Raw genomic sequence first — 14551 nt, forward strand, 5'->3', positions numbered from 1 at the left:
GACGAACGTGCGGCTGTCAAGATGCGCCTGGGTTACGCAGCCCGCGGCAGCAGCTCGCCGATCGCGTCGTGAGCCTTGCTCAAGCTCTTTTCGCGAGACTCATCGCCCAGGCTGAGGCCTTCGGCGAAGATGAAGCTCACATCGGTGATGCCGATGAAGCCGAGGAACTGCTTCAGGTACGGCGTCTGTGTATCGGCCGCGTCGGCGTAGAAACCGCCGCGAGTGATGAACACGTACGCCTTCTTGCCCTTGAGCAATCCTTCCGGGCCGGTGGCGGTGTAACGGAACGTCACGCCAGCGCGGGCGATGTGATCGAAGTACGCACGCAGCGTCGACGGGACGCTGAAGTTGTACATCGGCACCGCGAACACGATGGTGTCGGCGTTCTTGATCTCCTCGATCAGCGCGTCCGAGTACTCACTCACCGCGCGCTGTTCGTCCGTGCGAGCGTCGGGCTGCGACAGGAACGCCTGGAAGCGCTCGGCCGTCAGGTGCGGCACCGGCTCGCTCGCGAGGTCGCGCGTGATCACGCGGCCATTGGGATGGTTGGCCTGCCAGTCGGCGACGAAGCGCTGGGCAAGGCGGGAAGACTGACCGTTGGCGCCGGCCAGGCTGGCATTGATCTGTAGCAAAGTGCTCATGTGACCTCCGAATCCGCTTTGTTTTCAGTGGTCGCTATTTAAGTATTGAATGGATAGATAAAAAAGCTCAATATTTTGAGGTTATTAATCGACTGGTTAGATAGATGTCTACAAAATCTTTGTCAGTCATGCGCTTGCCACACATCAGCATAGAGCAATGGCGCTGTCTGATCGCCGTCGTGGAGGCGGGCGGGTATGCCCGGGCGGCGGAGGTGCTGCATAAGAGTCAGTCGTCCGTGACCTACGCCGTGCAGAAGCTCGAATCGACCCTGCAGGTGAAGGCATTCGAGATCCAGGGCCGCAAAGCCAGGCTCACCCCGACCGGCGAGATGTTGTATCGGCGCGCGCGGTTGCTCCTCGAAGATGCCGATGCCATCGAACGCGCGGCGAGCCGGGTGTCGGCCGGCTGGGAAGCGGAGATCTCCATCGCGGTCGAAATCCTGTTTCCCACCTGGCTGATGTTTCAATGTCTGGACCGGTTCGGCCAGGAGAGCCCGCAGACGCGCATCGAATGGTTCGAGACCGTGCTCGACGGCACGCCCGAAGCATTGCGCACCGGCAAGGCCGATCTCGCGATCACTGGCATCGTGCCTCCGGGGCTGCCGGCGGAGCACTTGACCACCGTGCGTGTCATGCCGGTCGCGAATCCGGATCACGAGCTGCACCGGCTCGGACGGCCGCTGGAATACCGGGATCTGAGGAAACATCGTCACATCATCGTGCGTGACACCAGCGCCACGCGCGACAAGAAGGCATTGACGCTCGATGTCGCGCGTCGCTGGACCGTGAGCAACATGGCCACATCGATCGGTGCGGTGTCGCGTGGCTACGGGTTCTCGTGGCTGGCCGAAGAAAAGATTCGCACCGAGCTGCGCAACGGCGAGCTGAAGGAGCTGCCGATGCGCGACATGAATCAACGCAGCCAGCCGCTGTACCTGGCCTTTGCGGATCGCGCCGGTGCCGGGCCGGGCACGTTGCGCCTGGCGGAGATCATCAAGGAGGAGGTGCGGAAGGCGGGCATAAGCACATCGACATGACAGAGTGATGATTTCCGGCGGCCCATTCGTAAAGCAGGAAGTAGGGGGGAGTCTGGCCGGAGGTCGTCTTGAAGAAGTCCTGGGTTGCTTGGGTCTGCGCCGTGCTGCCGGGGAGCGCCGCCATGGCGCAGTCCATCGTTCAGCAAGCCGCGCCGCTGGCGCACGACATAACCGTGCGCTCCATGTTCGAGCAGGCGGATTGGGTCGTGAAGTCGGTGATGCTGATCCTGACGCTGGCCTCGGTCGCCACGTTGAGTATCTGGATTGCCAAGATGCGTGAGCTGCTGGCGAGTCGCCGCTCGCTGGCCGACTCGATCCGGGCGCTCACCGCCAGTGCCAGTATCGAAGCGCTCGCCGGGCTGCCCGATCACGGCGTCGGCAGCATGGTCGAACACGCCCGCCACGAGGCGTCCCGCTACCCGCATCCATTGCGTCTACAACACAGCGAAGGCATCAAGGAACGAGCCGCCGCGCTCATTCAGGGCGTGCAGGCCGCCGAGCTCAGGCGATTGTCGCGGGGCGTGAGCATTCTTGGCAGCATCGGTGCCGCGGCCCCTTTCATCGGGCTGTTCGGCACCGTGTGGGGAATCATGAACAGCTTCATCGGCATCGCCAAAGCGCAGACGACCAATCTCGCGGTGGTCGCGCCCGGCATTGCCGAGGCATTGCTGGCCACTGCGTGCGGACTGGTGGCGGCGATTCCAGCGGTGCTCGCCTACAACGCGATCGCTCGCGCCATCGCGGGCGAGCGCGTGCGAATGAACGACGCGGCGACCCGGGTCATGTGTCTGCTCGGGCGCGACCTGGAGCTCGGGGCATCGAGTGAGCATGCGCTGGTCGTGGAGGCGCGCCGTGGCGTTCAAGCTTGATCCCGGCGAAGGCGAGGATCTCACCGGCCTGCACGAGATCAACGTCACGCCATTCATCGATGTGATGCTGGTGCTGTTGATCATTTTCATGGTGGCGGCGCCGCTGGCCACCGTGAACGTGCCACTGGATCTGCCGGTGTCGAGCGCGCAGGCAAAGCCCGAAGAGCAGGATCCCGTCATCGTCAGCGTGCAAGCCGATTTGCGGATCTCCATCGGCGAGCGGGAGATTGCTCGGGACATGCTGCCGCAGGCGTTGCAGCGGGCGCTGGGCGACGACATGGAGAGCAGAATTTTTCTGCGCGCCGACAAGGGAGTTTCGTATGGCGACCTGATGGGTGTGATGGACGACCTGCGGACCGCGGGCTTCGCCAGGATCGCACTCGTCACCCTCGATAAATCCGGCACCTGAGAAGCGAGTATGTCGCACAGCTACACTGCCAGGCGCGATGTCACCCGATGGGGCAGCAGCATACTGATCGCGGTTTTCGTGCATGCCGCCGCTGCCGCCGCTCTCATTCTGGATTTCGGTTTCGGCGCGGCCGAGCCCGTCGCGATGCCAATGGCGGCGATGACGGTGGAGCTCGCCGTGCTGCCCACAGCGCCGGAGCCGCGAGTCACCGAAGTGCCGCCCGGACCGCAGCAGGTGGAGAGCGAGGCCAGGCCGCGTCCCAAAGAAAAGCCGCCGACCTTTGAGCCGCCGCCAGAAACCGAACGGCCACCGCCGGATGCGCTGGCCGCCAAACTCGACGTGCCGGTGGAACCCGAGCAACTCACCGCCGCGGACCAGACCACTGACGTTCCGACCAACCTCGCGCAGGAACAGGATGCTCTCAAGGCGCCGCAGACCGGCGTATCGCATGAGCCGACAGTGAACGTCGTGCAGACGTGGGAGAGCTCGTTGCTCACTCACCTGGAACGTTTCAAGCGTTATCCGGGCGCGGCGCAGAAGCGGCGTCAGGAGGACACGATCTATCTGCGCTTCACCATGGATCGCCGCGGCGAGGTGATCGATTGGAAGATCGAGCGTAGCGCCGGGCATGCGCTGCTCGATGCGGAAGTCGGGCGCTTGATCCGCCGCGCCTCGCCGCTGCCACCGCCGCCGCAGGAGGTGGCGGGCAATACTGTCGAGATGCTGGTGCCAGTCGAGTTCTTCCTGTCCAAGCGCTTCGTGCAGGTGACCAGTCCATGAGATGGTTCAAGCCCCGACTGCTCGCGCCTTCCTGCGTCGAGCCCGATGCCGGCCAGGGGGAAGCGGCCGCCATTACCCAGGAGGAGCTGGCGCGCATCTTCGTGCAGATCCGGCCGAGCCTGGAGCGCGTCATCGAGCGCAAGACCGGCAATCATCAGGTCGCGCAGGATCTGGCGCAGGAGATGTTCTTTCGTCTGCAGCGCGTGGCGCACTCGTTGTCGAAAGAGGAAGAGGCGCGGCGCTATCTGATGCGCATGGCGACCAACGCGGCCATCGATCACCTGCGCGTCGAAGGCAATCGGCTGCAGCTGCTGGCCGGCGCCATCGTGCTGTTCGACGGCCACGTCGTCGATCCGGAGACCCAGGCGCTGATGCAGGAGCGGTTCCAGTCCATCGACTCGGCGCTGTCGGATCTGCCGCCGAGGTGTCGCGACGTGCTGTATCTGAGCCGCATCGAAGGACTCACGCACACCGAGATCGCCGACAAGCTCGGCGTGTCGCGCAGTCTGGTGGAAAAATATGCGGTGCGCGCGTTCCTGCATTGCAAGCGCAAGCTGGCCCAGGGCTGAGTGGCGATCGAGTTACGGGAAATGAGTATGAAAACGGAACCGGACCGGATCGTTGTAGAGAACGACGCAATGAGTGAGCTGGAATTCATGGAACGGGATGACCCAATCGAGGAGGGGCCGGAGGAGCAGGCGGCCGCGTGGCTGATGCGGCTCACGTCCGGTGAGGCCGCGCCGGAGCTGGTCGCATCGTTCGAGCGCTGGCGCGACGAGAACGAAGACAATGCCCGCGCACTCGCGCAGGCGCGCACGTTCTGGCTGCAGCTGGAACGACCGCTGCAGGACCGTTATGCGCCGAGGCTGGCCAGCCAGCGTTGCAATCATTCGCTGCGCAGGAAACAAAGGCGTCAGGTGCGGGTGAAGCTGCTGGCCGCCGCGATCCTGGCGTTTTGCATGCTCGGCGTCGGTCGCGAGTGGTGGCACAACTGGCGGTTCGATCAAGTGTCGGCGACCGGCGCGCAGCGCACGCTCGCCTTGGCCGATGGCAGCACCATGTGGCTGAACACGGACTCCGCCGCCAATGTCGAGATGACTGCTCGGGAGCGGCACGTGAAGCTCGCGCGCGGCGAAGCGTTCTTCGACGTCAAGCGCGATGAGGCGCGGCCTTTCATCATCGATGCGGGAATGGGCAAGGTGCGTGTGCTCGGCACTGCCTTCGCCGTCCGTAACGATGGCGCCGGTGTGTTGGTGACTGTCGCGCGCGGTAAAGTGAAAGTCAGCGGCGAGGCCGGCAGCTCGGTCGACATCACTAAAGATCAGCGGGTGCGAGTGAGTCCGGACGGCTCGGTTGGAAACATCCAGATGGTGAACGCCGAGCACGCGACGGCGTGGCGCACCGGCTATCTGGTGTTCGAGAATGCCACGCTCGCCGAGATACTGGCCGAAATAGAACGCTACGACGCCCGCATCATCGTCGCCAACGATGCGCGGCTGAGCGAGGTGCGCGTCAACGCCATCGTCGATGTGGCGCGCATCGATGAATGGTTCGACAATGTCGAGCGCAAGTTCCCATTGAAGATCGGTCGCTTCGGTCCGCTGGTGTGGATCAGCGATGCGCCGGCGCATGCATCCTGATGCGCGACTGAACGGGCAGGGAGCCGTTGATTCAGCAAGGGCCTGGCGCATGCGCCGGGCCTTTTTTGTTTCCGTATTATTTCACCGTGTGCTGATGATCGCGACCGGCAAGGTCGTTAACGCCTGGAAAGCAGCGCGCGATGCGCTGCCCGGGCGCCATGAGGCGGATCATCAAACAAACATGGGGACGATCATGTCGAGAGAGTTTCTTGGGCCGCTCGCCAGCGTGCCGCGCGCGATTCGGATTGCGATGCTCGCGGCGGGCATGGCGACGCTTGCAGTGTCGAACGTTCATGCGCAGGAGAACCGCGAGCAGCAGGTGGTGACGCGTGAATATAACGTTCCCGCCGGGCCGCTCGGCACCGCGTTGCTGGCTTTCGGACAGCAAGCGGGCATTCAGTTCACCGTGGACATCACCGTCACCAAGGGCAAGCGCACCGCCGGCATCCGAGGCAGCATGAACGCGGAGCAGGCGTTGGGTGCGCTGCTCGGAGGCACGGGGCTCACCTATCGCTTCACCGGGCCGCGCACGGTGGAAATAGAAACATTGCCGGTCACCGGCGACACGCGCATGTTGGGGCCGGTGCGCATCGAAGGCGCGGAGTCCGGCCGCGCGCTGGCGGGAATCAACGGCAGCAGCGACGCCACTGCGACCGAGAACAGCGGCAGCTACACGCCGGAAGCGACGGCGCTGGTGAGCAAGACGGCAACGGCGCTGAAGGATACTCCGCAAAGCGTGAGCGTGATGACGCGTCAGCGCCTCGACGATCAGAACCTCACCGATTTTCGCTCGGTGATGGAACAGCTGCCGGGCATCACCGTGCGCCAGGGCGCCAACAATCTTTCCAACGATTTCTATTCGCGCGGGTTCGAGGTCAGAACCTATCGCGTCGATGGCGGCGCGCCGGCGTCGACCGCTTATTTCTACCAGCCCAACTTCGACATGGCGATGTACGACCACGTCGAGCTGCTGCGCGGCTCGGACGGCATGTATTCAGGCTACGGCGAGCCCGGTGGCATCGTGAACCTGGTGCGCAAGCGGCCGCTGGATCACAACCAGGCGCTCCTCGATCTGCAGGTCGGCAGCTGGAACGACAGGCGCGTCTCGCTCGATGTGACCGGTCCGATTCCGTCGCTCGACGGCGTGCGCGGCCGCCTGGTCGCGGTTCATCAGGAGCAGGACTTCTTCTACGACGTGGCCGACGTCGACAACTCCATGGTGTATGGCGTGCTCGAAACGAACGTGACGGACGAACTGGTCCTGCGCGGCGGCTTTCAGATCGCCAATCGCGACGCCACGCCCTGGCAAGCGGGACTGCCGCGCTATCAGACCGGCCCGAGCCTGCCGTTGTCGCGCGAAACCTGCCTGTGTTTCGACGACAGCTACGAGGAGCTGAAGACTCAGGAATTGTTTCTGGCCGGTGAGTATCAGTTCGCACCGAGCTGGCAGCTCAAGTTAAATTTGATGACCCAGAAACAGAAGCAACGCATCTGGTACGGCGAAGGCAGCGGCGCGCTGAATCCCAATACCAATCGCGGCTGGCGTATGTACGGCTGGTATGGCGCCGAGCGCGAACCGTACAACCACGGTGTGGACCTGCTGGTCAGCGGCGAGTTCTCGCTGTTCGGCATTCCGCAGAAGCTCGCGGTCGGCGCCAACTATCAGGAAACGCAGGTCGAGTCGTTGACCTTTGTCGCGAACACCACCGGCTTGCAGGCCTACGACGGCTTCGTGCCGGGCTACCCCGCCGGCGATCCCGCCAACTACGAGGCCGACATCCTCAACTTCGATCGCAACGCCTATCTGCGTCAGCCGCTCGGTGCGCAGAAGCGCGACTACTACGATCAGGGTTTCAACACTCATACGGCGTACGCCAACTGGAGCGGTGAGTTTTTCGGGCGGCTGCATCTGAATCTCGGACTTCGTTACAGCTACTACAAGTACAACGAGACCTCGCGTGGCTTCTGCAGCAGCTTCCGGGACAGCATGTGCAATCTGTTCGGCGATTTGCCGGATGGCACTTTCGGCGTGATCGCCCGGGTTCCGATCGGCGCGCCGACCGGAGATTTCTACAAGCGTATCAACAATGCCGACGAGACATTCTCCTTGCCGCCGACGTGGTCGCTGGTGTACGACCTGGCCGACAACTGGACGGCCTACGGCAGCTATGCCGACATCTATCGCAGCCAGGCGAACAATCTCGACGTGAATCACAACCCGCTGCCGCCGGTGACGGGCTTCACGGCGGAATTCGGCACGCGCTATGTCGGTCGCGATGGCCGTCTCAACGCTTCGCTCGCGGGATATTACACAGTGCAGGAAGACATGGCGGCGCTGTTGTACAACGACATCGAATTCAACGAGTCCATGCGCTGGAACGTCTCGTGCTGTTACTACGTGGGTGAGGAGCAGAAGGCGACCAGCTACGGCCTGGACGCCGAGGTGACCGGCGAGATCTGGACCGGCGTGCAGATCGCGGCCGGCTATACGCTCAATCGCAATAAGTTCGAGTGGAACACGCCGGACTTTCAGTCGCGAGAACCGCTCAGAACGTATGCGCCGGAACATCATCTGAAGCTGTGGGCCTCATGGGATGTGCGCAGGCAGTTTCCCCGCCTGGATGGGTTGCGGGTCGGCGCCGGCGTCAACTACCAGAGCGCCAGCTACAACAGCGGCTCGGTGTGCACCCAGTATGTCGTGAGCGGTGTCGATCCGCTGACCAATCAGCCGGTCGTCGACTGCGACAACTTCGCGCCCTTCGCATTCACCCAGGGCGGCTATGCCGTCAGCTCGGCGATGGCCTCCTATCGGCTGGACAACACCTGGACCTTGTCGCTCAACGTGAACAATCTGTTCGACAAGACCTATTTCGTGCGTACCGGCAGCGTCGACAACGACAACTGGTACGGCGAGCCCCGCAGCTTCTCGCTGGGTCTGCGCGGCAAGTTCTGATCGCGACCCGAGGCGCCGCTTCCTCCGGGGAGCGGCGCTTTTTTCATGGGCACTGCTGAATCGGGCCGCTCAGATCGTTATCGGGTTGAGACCACCGCTCTCTCATTCCCAACCTGGTCATGCCGAACGAAGCAAGGATCCTCGCGTCCGTGGACGAAACAATTTGCCTGTCGCCCTCGCAAGCTGAAGCGCTGGCGCAGATCGAGCGCTGTATCGGCAAGACCACCGTGGTCACCTTGAACGGCAAGCCCGATTGCGGCCGGACGACGCTGGCGCAGGCGCTCGCTGCCCGTGGCAACCGCAAGCTGCTCGACAGCGTCGCCATTGCGCTCGCAATCCGCGCCGACGAGCCGGCCCGCGCCGACGAATCCATCGGCGTCATCATTCGCGAAGCCGTTCTGCGCTACGACGTCGTCATTCTCGATGACGCCAGCGCTTATCTCGCCATGTCGACACCCAGGATGCGCGGTCATCTGTTCTGGGAGGTCGTGCTGCCCGAGATCATCGAGCTGGCCGAGCAGCGTGGCGTGACACTGGTCATCATCGGCGAGCCGCAAGAGACGTGGCTGTCCAAAGCGGTGACCTACGGTGGCCGCGCGATTGCGGTGGCCTTGCCCGAGCTCACCGAGGCTGACTATCGTCACATCGCGAGCACCGTGCTGGGTCCGCACGGCTGCGCACAGCTCGATTTCGAATCCATCCAGCGCCGCATGGCCGGCCTCACCGCGACTCAGATCGTGGTCGCGTGTCGCGATCTGTTGCGGCAGAAACAAGTGAGCACGCAGGGCTTCGTGGCGGCCGTCGAGCGCTGGTTCGATCGGCAGGCCATCGATCTGAGCGAAGTGGAACAGATTTCCTTCGACGAACTGCCGGGCCTGCAAACGCTCGCGGCGTCGTTGGAGCGCAATGTGATTCTGCCGCTGGAACGCACCGACCTGGCGTTGCGCTTCGGACTCACCGCCAAGCGCGGCGTGCTGTTGTACGGACCGCCGGGCACTGGCAAGACCAGCATCGGCCGCGCGTTGGCCAAGCGGTTGCAAGGCCGCTTCTTCATGGTCGATGGCAGCGTGATCAGCGAGCCGCCGTCCGCGTTCTTCGGCCGGCTCGATGCCATCGTGCGTTCGGCGATCGCCGCTTCGCCTGCGGTGCTGTTCATCGATGACGCCGATCTGTTGTTCGAGCTGGAGCACATCGCCGGTCTGCAGCGCTATCTGCTGACCATCCTCGACGGCCTGGAGAGCGATTCGGCTTCGCGGGTGTGCGTGATCCTGGCGGTGATGGACGTGCGCAAAGTGCCGGACGCCATCATTCGCTCCGGCCGGGTCGAGCTGTGGCTGGAAACCAAGGCGCCGGAAGAAGGCTACGCGGCGGACATCATGCAGGTGCATGCGGACAAGGCAGGCTTTCGCGCGACGCGTACCGAGCTCGAAATCGTCGCCGCCAAGGCCGCGGGCTTCACGCCGGCGGATCTGCGGCGTGTGGTCAACGAAGCGAAGCTGCTGCAAGTGACCGATCAGGTCGACGGCGCGCCCGCACGCATGAACTTCGACTATCTCAACGACGCTGCCGCCGCCGTGCTCGAAGCACGCGCGCAAATGCAGCTGGCCGTTGCTTCCCTGTAAGGAACATTTCGTGTTGAGCAAACGCAATCCGGACGCGCCGGCGCTCGCCGCATCGTCCTTCATCGTCCTGCCTCAGGAGCGCGTCGAGCTGACGCCGGCGCAGCGAGTGGCGTATCGGCAGGTGACAACGGCGCTGCAGATCGGACCGCTCGCGGTGATTTCGGGCGAGGCCGGCTCGGGCAAGCGAACGGTGCTGGCGCAGCTGGCCCGCGATCTCGGCGCCCGGCTGATCGGCGCGGACGAGTTGCAGCGTCACCTCATGGTCCGCGACGAGAACACGCGCGACATCGCGACCTTCGAGTATCTCGAGCGAGCGGTCGTGGCCAACGAAGTCACTTGTCTGTGGTGGGACGACACGCATCTGGAGATCGGCGCGCTCAGCAATCACATGCAGCCGGAGATCCACGGCGTGTTGGTGAAGTCATTGTTCCGTACGCTGCAGCGGGCCGGTCACAAGCTGATCGTCGCCGGCCCGCCCAAGAAATCGTATGCCCCGAGCATGTTGCATACCGGTTATGCGATCGGCGAGGAGATTCCGAGCTTCGCGGCCGAGGACTATCGGGTCGCGCTCACCAACATGATCGGCGAGACGCGCGTCGGCAACATCGATTGCGACGCCATGTTTCGGCATGCGCCGCTGCTCAACATGCACGATCTGAAAGTCATTGCGCGGGCGTTGCTGATGGCCGAGCGCGATGGCGACAGGATCGGCACCGCGTCGGTCCTGCGGGTGATCGACGCCGTCGTGCGCGAGGGCAACGTCAATCTCAAGGAAGTCGAGGATGTGACCTTCGATCTGCTGCCCGGCGCCGAGCACATTCGCGATGCGCTGGAGAAACTGGTGGTGCGTCCGATCGAGCTCGCCTCCAGCATGCCCGGCGGTGTGAAGCCCAAACGCGGCGTGTTGCTGTACGGACCGCCGGGCACGGGCAAGACCAGTATCGGCCGCGCGCTCGCGAATCGCATGGGTGGGCGCTTCTTTCTGATCGACGGTTCGATGCTGACCGAGCCGCCCGGTGCGTTCTTCGAGAAGTTCCTGACGGTGGTCCACGACGCCATGCGCGAGGGGCCGTCGGTGCTGTTCATCGACGATGCCGACGTGCTGTTCGAGATCGTGCACATCTCCGGCCTGACCCGGTATCTGCTGACGCTGCTCGACGGCTTGGAGAGCGAATCGTCACGCAATGTTTGTGTGGTGTTGACGGCGATGGATCCTCGCAAGGTGCCCGAAGCCATCCTGCGCTCCGGTCGCATCGAGCTGTGGCTCGAAGCCCGGAGGCCGATGGCGGAGACCCGAGCTCGCATGATCCAGCGCTGGCTGCACGGCGCGATGCCGCGCGAACACGACGTCGATCTGCCGAAGCTGGGCGAGTTGACGAGCGGGTTCATCGCGGCCGACCTGCGTCGCATCGTGATGGACGCGCAATGTCTGTACGGAATGGATCTGCACCGTCGCGCAGTGCCGCAGGCGGCTCAGCATTACTTGGAGCGAGCCATTGTCACGCTGAAGCAGGCGAGAAATCGGATGGCGGAAGTGCTCGGCAAGCCGGAGATGCGAATCCCATGAAACCTGCAAACGCAACGACCCTGCTGCCGTTTCAGCTCGATGCAACCGACAAGGTCTGTGCCGCGCTGGGATATTCCACGCGCGTCGCCCTCATCGGTCAGATTGGCGATGGCAAGAGCCGGGTGGCGGCCGAGGTCGCGCAGCGCTATCGCAGCCGCATCGTCACCGCCGAGGAATTTCTGGAGCTGGATCGCAGCTATCGGCGCAACCAGCAGAGCGGCGGTTCGTTCGATATGCAGGAACTGCTGAAGGACGCGATCCGACACTGCGATGTGCTGGTCATCGACGACTACGACACGCTGCATATGCATGCCGGCTTCGCCTTGCGTCGAACGTTCCTGAAACGGTTCGTGCAGGAATGCGATCGTCTCGGCAAACGCCTGCTCACGGTGCATCGTGCGCCGGTCCCGTTCCTGTTCGAATCGCAGGAAGACGCGTGGCGTCGCATGCGCCACGACCTGAGATATGAAGGCCTGGCGGAGGTGGTGGTGCTCGAAGAGAAGCGTGCGCCCGACTTGCAGGCGTTCGCGCGCTCGCGCGTGAGCGAGGGCGTCGAGCAGATCGACTTCGCATTGATCGAGAACGAGGCGCCCAGGATCACGCTGGCGGAATTCGGCACCGCGCTGGCCGAATTCACGCGCGCCGGCAAGCCCGGGACCAGTGGTTTGATCGAGGCGATTCGCGCCAGCAACGGCGGCGGCAACGTCAGGGAGACCGAGGTTGAGAAGATCGGCTTCGAGCAATTGCCAGGCGCCGAGTCGTTGCTCGAACAGCTCGAGACCCACGTGGTGATTCCGCTCGAAGAGCATGCGCTGGCGGCGAGGCTCGGACTCAAGGCCAAGCGGGGTGTGCTGCTGTATGGACCGCCGGGCACCGGCAAGACATCGGTGGGTCGTGCGCTCGCGCATCGCATGAAAGGCAAGTTCTTCATGATCGATGGGTCGGTGATCACCGAGCCGCCGTCGTTCTTTTTCTTTCAGGTGCAGCGGGTGGTGACGCTCGCCAAGGAGAACGCGCCGGCGGTGATCTTCATCGACGACGCGGATCTGCTGTTCAGCGTTCATCACGTCGCCGGCCTGCTGCGTTATCTGTTGTCGCTGCTGGACGGGGTGGAGAGTCAGAGCGCGGGGCGGGTCTGCATCATGATGACGGCGATGGATCCGGCGAAGCTGCCGCCGGCGCTGATCCGCTCCGGGCGCGTCGAGCTGTGGCTGGAGACACGCACGCCCGATCGTGAGACCCGGGTTCGGATGATGCAGCGGTGGCTCGCTGGCAACGACCTGCACGATGCAAACGGTCTGGACGCAGCTGCCGAGATTTCCGAAGGCTTCACGCCCGCGGACCTCCGGCGTCTGGTCGAAGATGCGAAGTTGACCAGCGCGGCCCGACGCAAGCGAGGCGAGCACGATGCCACGATCGCAAGCTCCCTGGCCGTGGCGGCGGAAGAGATCAAACGCATGCGCCAAGAGATGTCGGCTACCTGGGCACAACATTGAAGCTCCACGGAACAAGCAATATGAATCCGATTCCTACGCGAGTTCAGACCGCCGCGGTCGACGCGGCGCTGCTGCGACTCCAGAAGCCAGGCGTGGTGGCCATTGTTTCCGAGCCCGGGCTGGGACGAACCACGGTGCTGCGGGAAATCGCGTCACGTCTCGGCGCGCGCTTCGTCGGGCTGGATGAAATCCTGCGCGTCGTGTCGGGCGTGCTTCCGGAGCGGGCGGACTTCGCGGTCCACCGGCTTCTGGAAGACGCGCTGCGAACCGGTGATGGCATCGCCATCGACGATTTCAGCAATCTCATGCACAACGGTGGCGGCGGCTTTCCCGTGCTCGGCACGCGTGCAATGTACTTCCAGCGGTTTCTGATACCCGCGCTGTGGAAGCAGGCGCGTGCCGCGGGCAAGCGAGTCATTTTGTCTGGCGCGGTGCCTACCGATCGTCGCGGCCTGTCCGATCACTCGGTCGACCGGCTCTACGGAGTCGCGGACGCAGAGGTGGTCACGCTGGCCGCGATGGAAGCGGAGGATTATCGACGCATTCTCGGCAACTGGATGCAGGCGACGCAGGTTGATGCGATCGACGTCGAGCGCATTCACAGTGCCGCGCCGTACATGACGTGCTATCAGCTGAGAGATATCGCGCGTGCCTGTAACGCGTCGGGCACTTCGCGCCCGACTACCGAAACGGTTCTCGAACAGGTGCAGCGGGTCGGCGTTCGCTCCAACACCAGAACGCAGGAGGTCGAGGCGCTGCGCTTCGACGATCTGCCTGGCGCCGAGCACATCACTTCCAAGCTCGAAACGCACGTGCTCATGCCGCTGGAAGCCGACGAGGCGCTCGGGCTCCGGCCGAAGCGCGGCGTGCTTCTATATGGTCCGCCCGGCACGGGCAAGACCAGTATCGGTCGCGCGCTCGCGCATCGAATGAAAGGCAAGTTCTTTCTGCTCGACGGCTCATTCGTGACCGACTGGCCGGGATTTTTCTTCGCCCGCGTCGAGCATCTGATTCGTGAGGCGCAGGCCAACGCGCCCTCGGTGGTGTTCATCGACGACGCCGACGTGCTGTTCACCATTCCGCACATCGCGGGACTGCCGCGATTGCTGCTGACACTGCTCGACGGCATCGAGGGTGACCGCGCGAACAAGGTGTGCGTGATGATGACGGCGATGGACCCGAGAAAGATTCCGGATGCGGTGCTGAGGTCCGGTCGCGTCGAGCTGTGGCTTGGAACGCGCACGCCCGATGCGGATGCGCGCGCCAGGATCATTCGTAAATGGATGCCGGCGACTTTGCCGAAGCTCGACCGTGCCGACTATGCACACCTGAGTGCGATCACGCAGGGATGCACGCCGGCGGATCTGCGCCGGCTCGCCGAAGATGCGCGCTCGATCCATGCCTTCGACACGGTGAAAGCGCATCCGCTCCAGTCCGCGCAGGACTATTACGAGCGCGCCGTGCAGATCAACCTGGAGTCGCGCCGGCTGATGCAGGACGCGAAGCTCGAACTGGCCACGGCCGTTTGAGGAACTTT

Annotated in this window: 12 protein-coding genes; 11 read left to right on the forward strand and 1 reads right to left on the reverse strand. The window is 63.7% G+C overall.

Going from position 1 to position 14551, the window contains the following annotated elements; translation table 11 throughout:
- Positions 1-32 precede the first annotated feature (32 nt).
- A complete protein-coding gene (locus tag EKO19_RS10865; protein ID WP_129776440.1) occupies positions 33-641 on the reverse strand; it encodes an FMN-dependent NADH-azoreductase in 609 nt (202 codons plus the stop codon).
- A gap of 104 nt (positions 642-745) precedes the next feature.
- On the opposite strand from EKO19_RS10865, the gene EKO19_RS10870 reads away from it, so the two are divergent.
- From EKO19_RS10870 to EKO19_RS10920, 11 genes are all read left to right on the forward strand, one after another.
- Complete coding sequence (locus tag EKO19_RS10870; RefSeq protein ID WP_246038874.1) at positions 746-1678, forward strand: LysR family transcriptional regulator; 933 nt, start codon at positions 746-748, stop codon at positions 1676-1678.
- Positions 1679-1746: 68 nt separating this feature from the next.
- The gene (exbB, locus tag EKO19_RS10875) at positions 1747-2547 is read left to right on the forward strand and encodes a tonB-system energizer ExbB (RefSeq protein ID WP_129776441.1); all 801 of its coding nucleotides are present in this window, start codon (positions 1747-1749) and stop codon (positions 2545-2547) included.
- The gene (gene exbD, locus EKO19_RS10880) at positions 2531-2956 is read left to right on the forward strand and encodes a TonB system transport protein ExbD (protein ID WP_217705253.1); all 426 of its coding nucleotides are present in this window, start codon (positions 2531-2533) and stop codon (positions 2954-2956) included. Before exbB ends, exbD begins: the two co-directional genes overlap by 17 nt.
- A gap of 9 nt (positions 2957-2965) precedes the next feature.
- Positions 2966-3736, forward strand: a complete 771-nt coding sequence (locus EKO19_RS10885) for an energy transducer TonB family protein (protein WP_129776443.1) — start codon at positions 2966-2968, stop codon at positions 3734-3736.
- The gene (locus EKO19_RS10890) at positions 3733-4305 is read left to right on the forward strand and encodes an RNA polymerase sigma factor (protein ID WP_129776444.1); all 573 of its coding nucleotides are present in this window, start codon (positions 3733-3735) and stop codon (positions 4303-4305) included. Before EKO19_RS10885 ends, EKO19_RS10890 begins: the two co-directional genes overlap by 4 nt.
- Positions 4306-4332: 27 nt before the next feature.
- A complete protein-coding gene (locus tag EKO19_RS10895) occupies positions 4333-5376 on the forward strand; it encodes a FecR family protein (RefSeq protein ID WP_175597023.1) in 1044 nt (347 codons plus the stop codon).
- A gap of 94 nt (positions 5377-5470) precedes the next feature.
- Complete coding sequence (locus tag EKO19_RS10900) at positions 5471-8329, forward strand: TonB-dependent siderophore receptor (RefSeq protein WP_175597024.1); 2859 nt, start codon at positions 5471-5473, stop codon at positions 8327-8329.
- 149 nt (positions 8330-8478) lie between these two features.
- Complete coding sequence (locus tag EKO19_RS10905) at positions 8479-9951, forward strand: AAA family ATPase (protein WP_157995215.1); 1473 nt, start codon at positions 8479-8481, stop codon at positions 9949-9951.
- A gap of 10 nt (positions 9952-9961) precedes the next feature.
- Positions 9962-11518, forward strand: a complete 1557-nt coding sequence (locus EKO19_RS10910; RefSeq protein WP_129776448.1) for an AAA family ATPase — start codon at positions 9962-9964, stop codon at positions 11516-11518.
- Complete coding sequence (locus EKO19_RS10915) at positions 11515-13014, forward strand: AAA family ATPase (RefSeq protein ID WP_157995216.1); 1500 nt, start codon at positions 11515-11517, stop codon at positions 13012-13014. Before EKO19_RS10910 ends, EKO19_RS10915 begins: the two co-directional genes overlap by 4 nt.
- 20 nt (positions 13015-13034) lie before the next feature.
- Entirely contained in the window at positions 13035-14543 is a 1509-nt protein-coding gene (locus EKO19_RS10920; protein WP_129776450.1) for an ATP-binding protein, read from the forward strand.
- Positions 14544-14551 lie beyond the last annotated feature (8 nt).

The sequence above is a fragment of the Peristeroidobacter soli genome, assembly GCF_004138485.1.
Lineage (GTDB): Bacteria > Pseudomonadota > Gammaproteobacteria > Steroidobacterales > Steroidobacteraceae > Steroidobacter > Steroidobacter soli.

What these genes read in the sequence shown, in the direction of transcription:
- EKO19_RS10865 (WP_129776440.1), bottom strand. Translation starts at nt 641, where the DNA reads ATGAGCACTTTGCTACAGATCAATGCCAGCCTGGCCGGCGCCAACGGT.
- EKO19_RS10870 (WP_246038874.1), top strand. Translation starts at nt 746, where the DNA reads ATGTCTACAAAATCTTTGTCAGTCATGCGCTTGCCACACATCAGCATA.
- EKO19_RS10885 (WP_129776443.1), top strand. Translation starts at nt 2,966, where the DNA reads ATGTCGCACAGCTACACTGCCAGGCGCGATGTCACCCGATGGGGCAGC.
- EKO19_RS10890 (WP_129776444.1), top strand. Translation starts at nt 3,733, where the DNA reads ATGAGATGGTTCAAGCCCCGACTGCTCGCGCCTTCCTGCGTCGAGCCC.
- EKO19_RS10895 (WP_175597023.1), top strand. Translation starts at nt 4,333, where the DNA reads ATGAAAACGGAACCGGACCGGATCGTTGTAGAGAACGACGCAATGAGT.
- EKO19_RS10900 (WP_175597024.1), top strand. Translation starts at nt 5,471, where the DNA reads ATGATCGCGACCGGCAAGGTCGTTAACGCCTGGAAAGCAGCGCGCGAT.
- EKO19_RS10915 (WP_157995216.1), top strand. Translation starts at nt 11,515, where the DNA reads ATGAAACCTGCAAACGCAACGACCCTGCTGCCGTTTCAGCTCGATGCA.
- EKO19_RS10920 (WP_129776450.1), top strand. Translation starts at nt 13,035, where the DNA reads ATGAATCCGATTCCTACGCGAGTTCAGACCGCCGCGGTCGACGCGGCG.